Raw genomic sequence first — 16,607 nt, forward strand, 5'->3', positions numbered from 1 at the left:
ACACGAAAGGCAGTACATTAATTGTATGCCCAAACTTGCGAGACGGTCAATGGAGGAATCGCGCGCGAAAAAGTTGTATTGCAACTTTGAGGAAGAGAAGCTACAATTTTTAATAAATTCGTTGTCGGACTGGATGGTGAGCTTGTTTTGAAAATGCCTTTCATTTCACGTCTTTTCAATAGCCGCAAAAGTGCACTTTCGACGATCATCGCCTCCAATTTATTTATCCTGTTGATACCGCTTGCAATGGGCCTTTTTTTGTATGCAAAGGTAGAAGAAAGCATGGAGCGGAGCACGACTCGATCCAATGTCGCCATGCTCGAACAGTTGAAGCTATCACTCGATAACAAATTATCGGAAGTGGATACGCTCATGCGTCAGGTTGTGTTTGATCCGAAGCTGGACTATATGCTTAAAATCCCAGCGAACTCGACGGATGCAGACAAATACGAGTTTATTCAATTCATGCGGGATAAAATGAGTAAATATCACAGCATGACCAGCAGTTTCATTTTAGATTACTACGTATACTTTGCAAGCAGTGATTCGATTGTCAAATCGGATTTGGTAACGAACTCACGCACCTTTTATTCGCTCTACTACTCCTATAAGAACATGACATATGATGGCTGGCGTAAGCTTTTGGATCAGGAGCACAATATGGCTTACTTGCCGCTCGCTTCGGTATCCAATGGATTCGATCAAACACGCAAAGATGTTATTACCTATATCCAATCCCTACCCATTCATTCGCAATCTCAAAATCTCGGAAGCTTTATCGTATTGATTGACGTCGATCAGGTTAAGCAATTGTTTGCGCAGATGGAGTCGGCCAGCCATAGCTTAGTCTACATCATCGATGATGCAGGAAAAACGATTATGAGTAACAGTGAGACACCTTTTCCGTCGGACTTACAGGCGCGTATTCATGGAAGCACAGTGCCGTTTGATTACCGACTGGCGAATGTCGATCAAGTGGTGTCGGTGACCTCCTCGCAAAAAGCAGGTTGGAAATACGTCTCCATTATGCCGAACGACGTTTTCATGCAGCAGGTCAATCAAATCAAGAGCTGGTCCATCGGTTTATTCATTTTATGCTTGATATCCGGTCTCATTGCCGTCAGCATCGGGGTTTATCGTACGTACAAGCCTCTCCAAAAAACGGTGAAAGCGATTATGTCCGGCAAAGATTTGCTTCAGCGGCCTTTATCGAATGAATATGAGTTTATCAGGCTAACGGTTGAAGGTTCGATCCATGAAGAGAAGCATTTGCGAAGTACCTTGGCACAGCAAACGCCTTTCATCCGAGCCAATTACTTGTCCCGTCTGCTGAATGGTCATATGGATGTGGATATTTCGGCAGCTAACGGCGATTCGCTTCAGTTTATGGATCTGAAATTTGTCAGCGACTGTTTTGCAGTCGTGATTGTGAAGATTGAAGATATTCATTTTCAGGGAGAAGAAGATGAACAGCAGTGGGCACATGCCAGATTTATTGTAGCGAATATTGGCGCGGATCTCATCGCAGTGAATCATCGAGGGTTTTCGCTGGAGCTCGACCGCGATCGTATAGCACTTCTCATTAACCTTACAGCAAATTCGGAAGAAATCGCCAAAGCGGATATTCGGGAAATCGCGGAATCGCTCTTTACCATCACGTCGCAACGTTTCCAAATCGGCCTATCGATTGCGGTTGGCGGGATTCATGATGGACAGAAAGCGATTCGCGACTCTTACCCAGAAGCACTGGCGGCGCTTGAATATCGCCTTATTCAGGGGAAGCATACTATTATTTATTTCCAGGATATCGTCGATGTGAAGCAGCATTATTATTACCCGCTGGAGATTGAGATTCAGTTAATTAATTTTGTACGCAGTGGCGATGCCGAAAATGTTGAAAAATTACTCGATAAAATATATTCGATGAATTTCGATGCCAGTCATATCACGCCTGAATTGGGCAAATGTTTGTTTTTTAACGTAACGAGTACGCTCTTAAAAATTGTGAACTCCACGAATGCGAATCAGGAGGAAGTACTTGGCGTAGACTTCGATCCGATCAAAGAGGTTTTCAGTTATCCAACGGCGCAAGGCATGTATACGAAAACGAAGGAGCTGTTCGAGACGCTGACCCGTTCGTTTAATCTCGAGCGCTCCGATCACAGCCAGCTTAGAATGCAGGAAATCGTCCGTATTGTGCATGAGAATCTAGGAGATTCGAGTCTTGGTGTTGCCCAAATCGCGGAACGTATCCAGATGACACCGCAGTACCTGTCTACTTTTTTCAAAAAACATCAAGGGCAGAATCTACTCGATTACATTACGACAAAACGGATTCAACACGCCAAGCAGTTAATGGAGAACAAAGAACTGACGATTGTCCAGATCGCACAGAAGATTGGTTACAATAATGATGTCGTTTTCATCCGAGCTTTCAAGAAGCTAGAGGGTGTAACGCCAGGCAAATACCGTGAGACGAGCTTACCGGAGAGTACCGGCTCAGACACATAAAGAGCAGCCTCTTGGGGCTGCTTATTTTATTAAAATTAGCTACTGCCGATTTCTAATACGGACTGATCATTTCTCACAAGCCCCGTATTTCTTAGGAAAATACAACGAAAACGACAACTAGGCAGTATTCAGTTCCTGGCTGGAGAAGCATACTTGGGAACAGGTACTGATGACGACGACGATCACCGTGCCAAACAAGCGAAGCGTTACTCATTATAAAGGGAGGCTTGAAAAATGAAGAAAACATTTAAACAAGTAGGGTCCGTTGTATTGCTTTCTGCACTAGTCATCTCGGTAAGCGCATGTGGTGATGATACGAATAGTACGAGCTCATCGGCAGCGCCGCAGGCGAGTAGCGAAGCTCAGCCGCCGAAGCTCACCAAACTATCGTATTGGGTAGCTAATCACTCTGCAGCCTCTGGTCAAATGAAAACGTACGCTGAAATGGGTATGTATAAGGAACTTGAAAAAGCTACTGGGGTAAAGGTAGACTTCCAGCATCCACCGCTCGAGGTTCCGCAAGCGCAAGAGCAATTCAACTTAATGATTGCGACAAACGAGCTGCCGGATGTCATTGAAGCGAGTTGGGGAGCAACAAGCGGTGCCGTAATTCGTTATCCTGGCGGGCCGGAAAAAGCGATTTTAGATAAGAAAATCATTAAGCTGAACGATCTTATCGATAAATATGCCCCGAACCTAAAGAAGCTGCTTGCCGCTCATCCCGATTGGAAAAAACAGATTTCCACGGATGAAGGAAGCATCTATGCGTTCCCGTTCTTACGTGGTGATGATAAAGTCAGAGTGTTCTTCGGGCCATCGATCCGTCAAGATTGGCTGGATAAGCTGGGCTTGAAGATGCCGACGACCATCGATGAATGGTATACCGTGCTGAAAGCTTTTAAAGAAAAAGATCCAAATGGCAATGGTAAAGCGGACGAGATTCCAATTTATCTGGATAAAAATTTATTCTCGACCGACGCTCCTTTCCTTGGCGCATGGGGCATTAACTACAGCTTCTATCAAGATGGCGGCACTGTAAAATACGGCCCGATTCAGCCTGAATATAAAGAATTCCTGGCAACTATGAACAAATGGTACAAGGAAGGCTTGCTGGATAAGGATTTCGCAGCACCGAACGATAAATTATTCGATAACAAAATGACAACCAACCTCTTGGGTGCAACGGCGTCTTTTAATGGCGGAGGCATTGGGAAATATGCGGGTCTCATGAAGGATAAAGATCCTAAATTCGATTTGGAAGCGGCTCCTTATCCGGTATTGAAAGCTGGCGACAAAGCGATTTGGGGACAAAAGGATTTTGCCTATAACGGTGTTGGGGCAGCAATATCGGCAGTCAACAAGAACCCAATCGAAACGGTGAAATGGCTCGATTACGCGTATGGGGAGAAAGGCGACCTGCTGTTCAACTACGGTGTAGAAGGCACGAGCTACAAGATGGAGAACGGCAAAGCAACCTTCTTACCGGAGATTTTGAACCCGCCAGCGGGAACGAGCATTCAGCAATCGATTGCCAAATATAATCGGGCTACATGGAGTGCGCCATTCGTGCTTAGCGATAATTTCCAACTGCAATATTTGGCTCTGCCGCAGCAGAAGAAAGCTTTGGAAATCTGGTCGAAGCCAACGGCTGAACGCAAAATACCACTCGTTTCTCCGACGCAGGATGAAAGCAGCAAATTCGCTTCCATCGTGACGGATATCCAAACGTATCAAGATGAAATGCTCTTGAAATTCATCATGAGCGTAGAACCGATTGATAACTTTGATTCCTACGTGAAAAAGATTAAGAACATGGGGATTGATGATGCGATCAAAATCCAGCAAGGGGCTTTGGAGCGTTTCAATAAACGCTAAGGAAATAGTTGGGGGATGAACAGCGGATACGGTTTATCCCCCTTTTCTAAATAGAAACTTGGAAAGAAAGGGTAGGGAGACGATGAGGCAAAGCCAAACACCAGTTGAGGCCGTGCAGGCCGTAAATATAAAGAAACCCTATCGCAATCCGACTGTGCTGGAAACCATACGTGGGGATTTAAAACGGCATTGGTCGATTTATGTGATGGCCCTTCCCGTTATCGCATATTACTTAATTTTTCATTACGGACCGATGTACGGATTGCAAATTGCTTTTAAAGACTTCTCTCCGGCGAAAGGGATTCTGGGAAGTTCATGGGTTGGATTTAAACATTTTGAAAGTTTCTTTAATGGGATTTACTTCTGGCGTTTGATCAAAAATACGATCTTAATTAACCTTTACGATTTGCTGTTCGGTTTCCCGGCAGCCATCATTCTGGCTTTATTATTAAACGAAATCCGTCATAGCGTGTTTAAAAGAGTTGTGCAGTCGATCTCCTATTTGCCGCATTTTATCTCGATCGTTGTTGTGGCGGGGATGATGATTGACTTTCTAAGCCGCAATGGTCTTATTAATCAAATTATCGGCAGCTTTGGCATTGAACCGATTGATTTCTTGCAAAAGGAAGGTTGGTTCCGTTTCCTATTCGTTTCCTCTGGCATCTGGCAAGGGATCGGTTGGGGCTCCATCGTGTATTTGGCGGCAATGGCCACCATTGATCCGACGCTGTATGAGGCAGCTAAAATGGATGGCGCGAACCGCTGGAAGCAGACGCTGCATATCACAATTCCAGGCATCATGCCGACGATCGTGATTCTGTTTATTTTACAAATGGGCAATATGCTGACGGTCGGCAGTGAAAAGGTACTCTTGCTCTACAATCCACTGACCTATGGAACGGCTGATGTCATTTCAACCTATGTGTACCGCAAAGGGGTATTAGAAGCAAGTTATAGCTTTACGGCTGCTGTCGGGCTGTTCAACTCGGTTATCAGCTTTATTCTAATCGTTGCCGCCAATAGCTTCGTTAAGCGAATCAGCGAGAACAAACTGTGGTAAGGAGATTTGCACATGAAATTAACCAGTGGGGAACGAACATTTGGCTACTTCAATATTCTGTTGATGCTCGTGCTTTGCGCGGTCACCCTATATCCGTTCTTATACGTGGCATTCGCCTCGGTTAGCGATGCGACATCCTTGCTGCAGCATCGCGGTATCATGCTTAAACCGGCAGGCTTTGATTTAGGCGCCTACAAAGCGGTTTTCGCGAACCCGATGATCGTGAAAGGGTATCAGAATACGCTGCTATATGTCGTACTCGGTACAACGATCAACCTGTTCATGACAGCGATAGGAGCCTATGTATTGTCGAGGCCGAATCTGTATTTTAAAAATATCATCATGTTTTTCATCGTCGTGACGATGGTGTTCCATGGGGGACTTATCCCGAGCTACCTGCTCGTGAACGATCTCGGGATGATGAATACGATGTGGGCGATCCTCATTCCTGGTGCGATCAACACGTTCAATATGATTATCATGCGTACTTCTTTTCAAGGTATCCCTGTCAGTCTGGAGGAATCCGCTAGAATGGATGGCGCAGGCGACTGGAAAATTTTGTTTCGAATCGTCATTCCGCTTTCGATGCCGGTCATTGCTGTCATGATTTTGTGGTATGCGGTTGGGCATTGGAATTCCTACTTTAGCGCGCTGGTCTATCTGCGGAATAGGGAAGCCTACCCTCTCCAGCTCGTGCTCCGGGAAATTTTGATCTCTAACAATACGGATTCGATGATGGCAGGTGGAGGCGATGACAAGTATGCCATCGGAGAAACGATTAAATATGCGGCGATTATCGTATCGACACTTCCCATCATTTGTTTGTATCCGTTTCTTCAAAAGTATTTTGTTCAAGGTGTGTTGATTGGTGCGATTAAGGAGTAAGAATTGCGCAAGTTCACCACGATAAGAAGGAGAGATACGAGTGAGAGGCGTTACATTCGAGAATGCTCCGAGCAGCTGGAATGAGGCTTTACCGATCGGCAACGGTCATTTTGGGGGCATGGCGTATTTCGAAGATAACAAGCTGACGCTAGCCCTTAATCATTACGAGGTTTATTATCAGAAGCTCCATCGGTACAGTAAAAAATACCGGAATGGGGAAGGCCAGGATTTTACGCGCCAATATGAACGGACATTCGATGAGTTGCGCACGTTGGCTGCAGACAGGTATCGAGATCCGGAACAGGAGCCAGTTGTGCTATATGGCGATGCGTTAAATGCGAACAGTATGTATAGAAAATATGGCAAGCCATCCGGTGGAACCTCTCATTACCCAACAGGTGAAGTTGAACTCTTTCCTTCTAAAGAACTCACAGATCCTGACTATTATTCACTTGGGCTAGATGTGGAGAAGGCTGTCGTTCAGTTGCGTGTGGAAAAGGATCAGAAGAAGCTTGATGTGAGTACGTTAATTTCCCAAGATGGCGATTATGTCATCACCTCTATTCATCAGTCGAAGACGTCCTTGTTGACAGCGATCGCGATGTCTGTACCGGTTAGAAGATATGTCGATATGCAGGTTTCCTATCATCAATGGAGTGAGAATTCGTTCTACTACCTGGGTTCCTTTTATCCGGACGGTGAAGACATGGTGCAGTATGATTCATTCTCCTTCATTGTGATGATGAGGATCATTGGGTCGAAAGGGAGCGTTGTCGCTAGTTCTTCCAATGAGCATCTTCACATTGCCCTCCAGGATACGGAGAAAAACATAACACTGCTTACAACGGTGGTCACAGAGGAGGAAACGAAGGAACTGCTTCCTACTGCTCTGAAAAGACTGGATGACGCATCGTCACAAGTGCAGCTCAAGATAGACCATCATCAAGCACATTGGGGCAGCTTCTGGTCACGTTCCTCCATCACCTTGCCAGATAAAATGATTGAAGAACTCTGGTATATCAATTTATACGCAATCGCTTGCTCCAGCGGAAAAGGCGGTAGAATGCGCGAGCAAGCATGCGGCTTGAACGGGTTGTGGGATATTAAGCAGCCGACCAAGTGGGGCAGCATGTGGTATTGGGACGTGAATATTCAAGCGGCGTTCTGGCCGCTTTATACGGCTAATCATCTTGAAGTTGCGGAAGCGTTCAATGACGGTCTGTTATCCTACGTGGAGCTAGCGACGCAGATGTCGAAGCAGTTTCACGGTCTGGAAGGCATTGCTGGAGATTACCCGCATGCGCTGTATGTGAGCATTTGGCCTTGGTGTGCGCAATTTGTGTGGGACTATTATCGCTACAGTATGGACCATGATTTTTTGCGCGGAAAGGCGTACCCGCTGTTTAAGCAGATTGCTCGTTTTTTCGAAGGCTATTTGCAGGTGAATGGGGAATCAGGACGCTATGAGATCTTTCCGGATATTTCGCCGGAGCAGGGTCCTTTGACTCGAAACTCAACTTGCAGCCTGTCTGCGGTTAAATATGTTTTGAAAATCGCGATTGAGGCGAATGCGTTGCTTGGTGAAGATGAGGCGGATCGGCTGAAGTGGAAGCAGCTTGTAGACAATTTGGCGTCGTATCCAACGGCGAACTCCAAAGGCTATGGGGATGTCCTGCTGGATTCCGAATGGGCACCTGTGGACTTGCATTTGCGGCATCCTTCGCTGCTTATGCCGATTTATCCGATTGGAGAAATCAACAAAAAAAGTGAGCCAACGTTGAGGAAAAGGGCAGAGAATACACTTCGCTATGCGGAAAACCACACGGAATACGGCATGTTTCAGTTCGGGTGGCTTTCCTGTGCCGCCTCAAGATTGGGCAAAGGCAGTACGGCGCTTAGGCTGCTGTATGAGCAAGGCATCGACTTGTCGCTCAGGAGCAACGGCTTGTTTGCGGAAGAGACAGAACGTTGGATGAACTACTGCAACATTACAAACGAACCGTTATACCATCCACACATGATGGAGGCTTCGGGTGAAATGGTGGCAGCGGTGAACGAAATGCTGCTGCAAAGCTATGACGGTGTGATCGAGGTGTTCCCAGCGCTGCCTTCAGGCGAGCCTAAATCGGAACTGGCGATTGGTTTGTATGATCATGCGGTGGAATCAAGAGTAAAGCAATATGAGAAATGGAGCGATTGCTCCTTTCAGGGATTGCTGGCCGTAGGCGCTTTTGAAGTGAGCGCTGAGCGGAAAGCGGGGCGTACGACTTGGGTTACGATTCGAAGTAAGGCAGGGAACAAGGTTGTGATCCGCAACCCCTTTCATGCGAGCAAACAAGTACTAGTTTCCAGCAAAGTGGGTTCATCGTGGCATGCAGTGGAATTTGTGCAGGACAATGACCAACTTTCATTTGTGACGGAGCCGGGAGTGGAGTACGCCATGTATCCGCACACGGAATCTTACTTACCTGAGCTGTATGCCGCAGATTCCGATGGTCAAACGGGTAAGAAGAGCACTCCTTTGGTACATGAAGCCCACACCCACCGGAGAGTGTTTCTCGGCAAAAACCAAAACACGCAGCACTATAGAGCGCTGGACCATTTTACTTTTGACTATTACTCGGGCAATTACCGGGAATCCAGGCTGGCTGCGTACCGGCTTGATTTTGGGGTAGCTTCTCATTTGCTGAAGAAAGATTATCATCGTGTGCTGCCAAGACAGGTTCATATGGAAGGGGTTCTCGGGCAAACGTTTCGTAAAATAACCCCAGCGACAGTGTATACTCCTTACACAGGGATCGGATGGGAGAGCAGAGATCTCATTGCGCTGGATCGCGGAGAGCCCGACGAGCTGCGCAGGGATTCCATCGGCGGAACGTGTGAAGCCACGTTTATCGTGGAGCTTCCTAAGGGGCGCTATGATGTGCTCTTTGTAACAGGCGACGAAGGGGAGCCGTCCTACACGGAGGTTGAAGTCGTAGGGCAAAGCACGTGGAGTCCGGAGAGAAAACTTCGGGTTGGCGAATATGCTACCGAGATCCTGCCCATCACACAGAGAAAGGACGGTTATGTAAGAATTAGATTTCGCACCTGTAAAGGCTTGCAATGGCGAGTAAATGCGTTGATTATCAATAAAAATTACACGTATTTATGAAAAGCATTTTCTGAGAGGATGGAAAGTTGATCTAGGCAGCAGCATGTCGATGACGAAGCTCGAAAGCTACTGGTATAACAGCACGACCTACCCAAGGACATACGCCTACAAAATTGAAGGCAGCAATGACGATGTAACCTACATGACCATCCTTGATCGATCGAGTAATACAACGCAAGGCTTAACTACAGACACCTTCACTAGCACCTACAGGTATGTCAGAGTTACCGTAGCGGGCTCCAGTTATAGTGGTGGAAGCGCCTCGGCGTATGAGTTCAAGGTATATAATTAATGGAAAGGGAGCTAGAGGCGTGTTTGCGCCTTAGCTCCTTTGTTTGTGCGAATTGAATGGTCAAAAATGCAAAAATACACATATTTTCAGGTGAAATGGATAAAAGTAGATAAATTAGTGAGAAAGTGCAACCTTTGCTCCGAAAAGGTGCCAAAATGATGAGTAATGGCAGAAATGGTTGCACTTTTGCACGCATTTTAGATATAAAGATTAGTGAGGTAGAAAAGGTTGCACTTTTGCATTTTTGGCTTGGCTTACAATCCTAAGACTTACATATCCGTTAATCATTCATTTTTCGATTTTATATCAGGGCATTTTTCAATGGCTTTTGAAGTACGTCGACAACGGCTGCGAAGATACTAGTTGCTAAAATAGCCATTAGACATAATGATGTAGGACCCGCTGCATCATCACTAGCTGTAACACTAGCAAGCACCCTTAAGGTTACTATTCCTAATATTAGGAGGAAAATGACTGCAAAAGCACATTTCTTTATTATCTGCAAAGACTTAAGGGATAATTCAGAGAAAGCATTGTTCTTTTCGATGTAGGTTAATAGTTTATAGGCTTGATACAACGCAATAGCAAACGCAATACAGAATCCATATGCACATACTAAAAAGGGGATTAGGAAGTAAGCCGTATCTGGATGTACCCTTGCATCTCTAACGGTTATCACAGGCAACCAGATACACAAAGCAAGCACTGCAATTCCAGCTAGAAAAATAATTACCTTTAAGAAAGTGGTTGAACCTCGTTTAACATTCATTTCATACACCTCACTTATTTAATTACATCATGATTCTAGCATATCATTTATCGTTATTCAATAAATTTTCGTTGTTATTTATTATATTATTGTTGTTATTGAAATATCCCATAACAAAAATAGATCTTGATTCTCAATCGGCTTTATGCAGGTACTTGACAGCCGTGTGCTATATTATAATAACCACATCTAGGCTTGGAGGCATCTCATGTTTCAACAAATCAATCAAACTTATTCCGGCGTAAACTTTGGAACACAAGATTTAAGATATGGCGAGCTCATAAGCTGTACATTTAATAATTGTTCGTTTGCTAACGGATCACTAGAGGAGATTACGACAAGTAACTGTAGATTCATTGCGTGTGATTTTCGCGGAGCATTGCTAGTGCCAATTTGGATGGAATAACGATTATCCGAGGAGACTGGTCATACACAAATTTAAGACATCTTAGATTAGTTAGACAGGACTTACGCGGGGTCAAATTTCATGAAGCAGACTTTTCAGGAGCCAATTTGGAGAAAGCCGATTTAAGAGATTGTGATCTGTCGATGGCGATACTAGCAAAAGCTAAGCTTCAGGGTACGGATATAAGAGGGGCGAAAATGGCAGGCGTAGATTTCAAAACATTTACCCTGACAGGTATGCGAATAGATCGAGAGCAGTCCGTCTTATTTGCGCTGTCCCATGGTGCGAAGGTAGATTGATCATCCGTTTATGGTATAATGTCAGTGGTAAAGAGGAGGCGGCGGATACTCATGAAGGTCTTTCAGTATAATCAGGAACAATTATATCGGAAGGATCCGGATCTTCATTTGCTGTATTGGGGCAAAGAGGATTGTAAGCCCGGCCATGCTGTAGGGCCTGGAGTCCGTGAAATGTACAAGATTCATTTTGTTCATAGAGGAAAGGGACTTGTTCGTATCGGAAATGAGACACATCAGCTGAATCCGGGGCAAGGATTTCTCATCTACCCGCATGTGATTAGCTATTATGAAGCGGATCAGACAGAGCCGTGGACGTATTCGTGGATTGGCTTTCAAGGGGCACAGGTGGAATCGATCTTATCTCGAACACGATTATCGCCAGAACACGCCGTTTTTCCGATGGATCGGAAAGTCATGCCGACGATGTATGAACAATTAACAGAGGCTAATGACCATGCAACCAGTGCTGATCTACAGCTCAAAGTGATTTTGTATGCGTTTATGACTGCCCTCGTTGAAGCGGCTCCCGCCTCTTCGAGTGGCGATGTCCTTCCAAATAAATGGGATAGTTATCTGATCCAAAGTATGGAGTTTATTCATGCTCATTATTCTGAGCCTATTTCGATCGAGGGGCTGGCTTCTCTACTCAAGCTGGATCGCAAGTATTTTTCGGCCATTTTCAAAGAAGCAACAGGGCTGCCTCCCCAACAATATCTCTTGCAATATCGGATGAATAAAGCAAGTGAATTGCTGGAGAAGAGCAACTATGCCATCGGAGAAATTGCGAATTCAGTTGGATACCAAGATCAACTCATCTTCTCCAAAATGTTCAAAAGAGTAAAGGGCGTGTCCCCCAAACATTTTCGGAATAAGCCGGCACTTCTATGAATTCAGAATCCCATCAATTCTGTCTAACTCTTCTTGCGTAAATGCAGGAGCCTTCAACGCTTCCACGGCATCTTCAATTTGGCTGACTTTACTCGCGCCGATTAACGCTGAAGTCACACGACCACCACGCAGCACCCAGGCTAGTGCCATTTGAGACATTTTTTGACCACGTTCAGCTGCAAGTGCGTTTAATTGTCTGACCTTTGCAATTCTTTCTTCATTAATATCTGATTCTTTAAGGAAAACACTCGAGCTTGCAGCTCTTGAATCCGGGGCAATACCGTTCAGATAACGGTCAGTGAGAATGCCTTTAAATAAGGGTGAAAAAGCAATCGAGCCGATGCCTTCTTCTTCCAATACATCTTGAAGACCCTCTTCAATCCAACGGTTCATCATCGAATAGCTCGGCTGATGAATAACACAAGGCGTTCCTAGTCGTTTCAAAATACGGGAAGCTTCTTTCGTCTCTTCGGGCTTGTAGTTAGAAATACCCACATAAAGCGCTTTGCCTTGTTGAACGATTTGATGCAAGGCAGCCATTGTTTCTTCAAGCGGCGTATTGGGATCAGGTCGGTGATGATAAAAGATGTCGACATAATCCACTTGCATGCGTTTCAAGCTTTGATCTAGACTGGCAATTAGATTCTTCTTGGAACCCCATTCCCCGTAAGGCCCCGGCCACATATAGTAACCTGCTTTGGTCGAAATGATCATTTCATCTCGATACGCAGCGAAATCTCCTCTGAGCATCTTCCCGAACATTCCTTCTGCTGAACCAGGCGGCGGCCCATAATTGTTCGCTAAATCAAAATGCGTAATCCCTAAATCAAATGCTCTCTTGAGCATCGCTCTGCCATTCTCGAACGTATCAATTCCGCCAAAATTATGCCATAGCCCTAACGAAATAGCCGGCAGCTTCAGGCCGCTTCGGCCACTACGGTTATAGGTCATAGCCTCATATCTGGATGAACTAGCTGAAAAACTCATTTGGAACCCTCCTATGGATGTGAATAAGTAACATTTTAGATAGATTCGATCCATTAGACAATGTTCATAAGGATGTACTTTATGTCCTAATGTCCGTTTAGGAGCGGCAAGCGAACCTGCCATATCTTTTTCCACATCAATCTACCAAACAAAGTAATCACAGTCCCCTATGAAGCGCAGCTTGGATGTGATATTTTCTATACCAAACACATGAAGGGGTGTTACCTATGACTGAGCAGGAAATCGCCCATAGTTTGGAACAGATAGAAAAGCAAATTTCCAATTCGAAAAGGATCATGAAGGAGAATTGGGAGAGTTTCGTTAACGCTCCTTTTGACTTGGCAGAACAACATTTGGCTAGAGCAGATCAACTTCTTGAAGAGGCGAAAATGCTGCAGACGACCGACGCTGAGGGAAGCCAGAGCAAGGTGTTGCTTGCGGCTAGGGAAGCCATGGATGGATATCTTAGGTCTCTGCCCAGTAGATCAGCGGAAGCACGTGGCGTCTGGTATCGACCAACAGAGCGTAGCCGTGAGGGAGTGAGCCGTACCTTGGATCGCATAAAGGCTGCCGGGTTCAATGAGCTGTATCTCGAGACCTGGCTATGGGGATATACGATTTATCCAAGCTGCACGGCAGCAGCGAAACATATAGAGGAGCAGCATCCTGCTTTTCGAGGGTGGGATCCGTTGGAGGCTTTCGTTCAGGAGGGCGAGAAACGGGGGATCGCTGTACACGCTTGGTTGGATGGGTTCATGGTCGGAATCGACCAAACGGGTGGACCCGTACTTCGAGTTTATCCGGAATGGTCGGCGCTTTCGCGAAGACAATCTAATTCCGTGAAGCCGATGCCCCAGCAGGGGACTGGTTACTTTTGGCTCGATATAACCAATCCAGCTGTTCGCAAGTATTTACTAGATATCGTAAAAGAGATGATTACGATTTACGGAGTTGCTGGTATCAACCTGGATTTTATGAGGTTTCCACATACGCATGACGACTGGCAGGATACCTATTGTTTCAGCGCACATGCACGCACTGCATTTGCAAGTGAACATGGCATAGATCCGTTCGAGATTCATGCCGAGCAGCAGATTGGGCTTTGGAACACTTGGTCAGCGTGGGTTGAGCGAATAGAGGATGAATTTGTAGGGGAGTTGTACAAGGAGATTAAGCGGATCAGCCCGAAAGTAATTGTATCGACTGCACCTGAACCGGGGGCAGAGTCTGATAAAATTGGCAACTGGTCGCAGCATGTTGATGTTGTTATCCCTCAGGCTTATTATGCTAGTGCCTCGGAGGTTCGACCATCCGTTCAATTACACAAAAACGAGCTTCTCCCAGGCAATCTGGTTTACAGCGGAATCTATCCGATGTACATTCAGTTGGGTGCGCAGGAAACGGTAGATCAAGTACTTGCTGCGCGTGATATTGACAAAGGAACTGTCATATTTGCCTTCGGACAAGCGACGGATGACACGATTCGTGCGCTGCGCTTGGGGCCGTGGCGAAACGACGCGATCTCGACAGGGATGTATCCGCTGCGGGCAATACAAGCCTTGTTCATCGCAGCGAAAATAGATGTAGAGCAAGTATATTTGCCACGCAATGCAGTTACGGAGAAAGCGGCGATTGAACTCGTAGACAGGTTGGGCTTGTTCCTTGACCTTTTGCAAAGAGAAGCAGGGGAAGCGTTATATGCCCTACTAGACGAGAGGGTCGCAGCATGCAAGCAATTTATACTGAAAGCAAGAGCAGATGAGACGATTCATCCCTCTGTCGTGCTGCAATTGACGAACACGTTAACAGAGGTGCAAGAGCTGTTGCACTACATACGGATTAAGCAAATCAACTGAAGTGAAACCGAGCGGGGGTCCCCTTTATGAATCTGTTAATTGTGGAAGATGAAATCCGTCTCAGAAATGCGTTAGCCAACAATATCCCTTGGGATAAGCATGGTATCGAGGTCGTAGGTCAAGCAGGTAACGGAGCGGAAGCACTTCGAATCATTGATCGCAAAAAGCCTGATATCATCCTGTTGGATCTGCAAATGCCAGAAATGGATGGACTTACGTTGGCTAGACACCTTCGCCAAGCAGATCCGTTGCTGAAAATCATCGTATTAAGCGGACATGATGATTTCACCTACGCGCAAGAGGCGCTGGGTCTCGGCGTTATGAAATATTTGTTGAAACCCGCAGGTGACGAGGAAATTCTGGAGACGGTGCTCGAAGCAGCGGAGAAGTTGAAAAGCGAGCTTGAGCAGCGCCATAACGAGGACGAGTTGAAGCTGAAGTGGAAGCAGCACCTGCCTCACTTGGTCAATGAATTCTTTCAGGGCTTGTTAAATGGGAAATATGAGCCCTGGGAGATTGATCAGCGATGTCGGGATCTTCAATTGGATTTACATAAAGATGCTGCGTACGCTGTGACCGTTGTCGATATGGATCCGATACCGGAGACTGAAAGCCGGTTCAGCAGGAAAGATATGTCGCTGCTCCAATTCTCGCTTAGTAGTATTGTGAAGGAAGCCTTATCGCAGGCGCTCTGTTGGGTGTCTACCAATTTCGCAGGCTGTACGGTCATTATTTTCCAGCTTGCCAGCGATGACGAGCCGAGAATTGCGCTGCAAAAAATCAATGCATTAACCGAAAAGCTGCTGTTTACGGTAAAAAGCTGCCTGAAGCTTAGTGCAAGCGCCGGGATCAGCGGTATGACGGGCGACTTAACGGAGATGAACAAGCTCTACGTTCAAGCGGTACGCGCCCTACAGGATCGAATCGTGCTTGGTCATGATCTGGCGATCCCTTATCGAGCGGAGCAAGGGAGAGAGCCGGAGCTCACCTTCCAGCCTAACCTGGAGAAAACGCTGGAAATCGCCCTTGAAACGAGTGATAGTGAGAAGGCTATTGAAGCATTAACAGCTCTTTGGGATGGCGGGATGGCGAAAGCGGAAACCGTAGATGATATACGTGAGCATATCTTATACTTCACATGCTTATTTATCGGTATGATCCAAAAGCAGGGCTGGCCGGTGCGGGAAGTAGCTGGGGAGGATTACGTTTATTTTCATAATCATTCGGAGCTGGCTTCGAAGGAACAAATCTTTAACTGGCTGCAGCGGATGATAAGAGCTTATTTAGCTTATGCAGGCCAGAGGCGGAAATCGACGAGCCATGGCATGATTAAGACCATTTTAAGCCTCGTGGAAAATGAAATTGATCAGGAAATGACGCTGCACGCTGTCGCAGACAGAATGTATGTCAATTCATCTTATTTAAGCCGTCTTTTCAAACAGGAAACAGGGAAAGCCTTTTCCACCTATGTGATGGAACGGAAAATGGAGCGGGCCAAAGCCATCCTGCTGGAAGGCTCGCGCGTGTACGATGCCGCATCTGGCGTCGGGTACAGGGATGTGAGTTATTTTACAAGAGTATTCCGTAAATACTGGGGTGTCACGCCTGGGGAAATACGTAACTGA

Annotated in this window: 11 protein-coding genes and 1 pseudogene; 10 read left to right on the forward strand and 2 right to left on the reverse strand. The window is 46.0% G+C overall.

Going from position 1 to position 16,607, the window contains the following annotated elements; genetic code table 11:
• Window positions 1-153 precede the first annotated feature (153 nt).
• From AC58QO_RS01265 to AC58QO_RS01290, 6 genes are all read left to right on the forward strand, one after another.
• Window positions 154-2,511: a helix-turn-helix domain-containing protein gene (locus AC58QO_RS01265; protein WP_497264355.1), complete on the forward strand. Its 2,358-nt coding sequence runs from the start codon at window positions 154-156 to the stop codon at window positions 2,509-2,511.
• Window positions 2,512-2,745: 234 nt separating this feature from the next.
• Entirely contained in the window at window positions 2,746-4,386 is a 1,641-nt protein-coding gene (locus tag AC58QO_RS01270) for a type 2 periplasmic-binding domain-containing protein (RefSeq protein WP_497263314.1), read from the forward strand.
• Window positions 4,387-4,468: 82 nt separating this feature from the next.
• The gene (locus AC58QO_RS01275; protein ID WP_497263316.1) at window positions 4,469-5,446 is read left to right on the forward strand and encodes an ABC transporter permease; all 978 of its coding nucleotides are present in this window, start codon (window positions 4,469-4,471) and stop codon (window positions 5,444-5,446) included.
• Between the two features lie 12 nt (window positions 5,447-5,458).
• Window positions 5,459-6,331 carry a carbohydrate ABC transporter permease gene (locus AC58QO_RS01280; protein WP_497263318.1) on the forward strand — a complete coding sequence of 291 codons (873 nt, stop codon included), beginning with the start codon at window positions 5,459-5,461 and terminating at the stop codon, window positions 6,329-6,331.
• A 40-nt stretch (window positions 6,332-6,371) separates the two neighbouring features.
• A complete protein-coding gene (locus AC58QO_RS01285) occupies window positions 6,372-9,485 on the forward strand; it encodes a glycosyl hydrolase family 95 catalytic domain-containing protein (RefSeq protein WP_497263319.1) in 3,114 nt (1,037 codons plus the stop codon).
• A 10-nt stretch (window positions 9,486-9,495) separates the two neighbouring features.
• Window positions 9,496-9,777: a discoidin domain-containing protein gene (locus tag AC58QO_RS01290; protein WP_497264356.1), complete on the forward strand. Its 282-nt coding sequence runs from the start codon at window positions 9,496-9,498 to the stop codon at window positions 9,775-9,777.
• Window positions 9,778-10,078: 301 nt separating this feature from the next.
• Here the strand turns inward: AC58QO_RS01290 and AC58QO_RS01295 are convergent, their stop codons facing one another.
• A complete protein-coding gene (locus AC58QO_RS01295; RefSeq protein WP_497263321.1) occupies window positions 10,079-10,546 on the reverse strand; it encodes a DUF2975 domain-containing protein in 468 nt (155 codons plus the stop codon).
• Between the two features lie 208 nt (window positions 10,547-10,754).
• Between AC58QO_RS01295 and AC58QO_RS01300 the strand changes: the two are divergent.
• Both AC58QO_RS01300 and AC58QO_RS01305 read left to right on the forward strand, forming a co-directional pair.
• Window positions 10,755-11,251 (forward strand): annotated as a pseudogene (locus AC58QO_RS01300) (pentapeptide repeat-containing protein).
• Between the two features lie 51 nt (window positions 11,252-11,302).
• Entirely contained in the window at window positions 11,303-12,139 is an 837-nt protein-coding gene (locus AC58QO_RS01305; protein WP_497263323.1) for an AraC family transcriptional regulator, read from the forward strand.
• On the opposite strand, the gene AC58QO_RS01310 is transcribed toward AC58QO_RS01305, so the two are convergent.
• Window positions 12,134-13,126 (reverse strand): aldo/keto reductase, encoded by a 993-nt coding sequence (locus AC58QO_RS01310; protein ID WP_497263325.1) that lies wholly within the window; start codon window positions 13,124-13,126, stop codon window positions 12,134-12,136. The genes AC58QO_RS01305 and AC58QO_RS01310 overlap by 6 nt on opposite strands.
• 227 nt (window positions 13,127-13,353) lie before the next feature.
• Here AC58QO_RS01310 and AC58QO_RS01315 point away from each other — a divergent pair, with 227 nt between their 5' ends.
• Together AC58QO_RS01315 and AC58QO_RS01320 are read left to right on the forward strand one after the other, a co-directional pair.
• Window positions 13,354-14,982 carry a glycoside hydrolase family 10-like protein gene (locus AC58QO_RS01315; RefSeq protein ID WP_497263327.1) on the forward strand — a complete coding sequence of 543 codons (1,629 nt, stop codon included), beginning with the start codon at window positions 13,354-13,356 and terminating at the stop codon, window positions 14,980-14,982.
• Window positions 14,983-15,008: 26 nt separating this feature from the next.
• Entirely contained in the window at window positions 15,009-16,607 is a 1,599-nt protein-coding gene (locus tag AC58QO_RS01320; protein WP_497263329.1) for a response regulator, read from the forward strand.

This window comes from Paenibacillus sp. J31R30, from assembly GCF_059692115.1.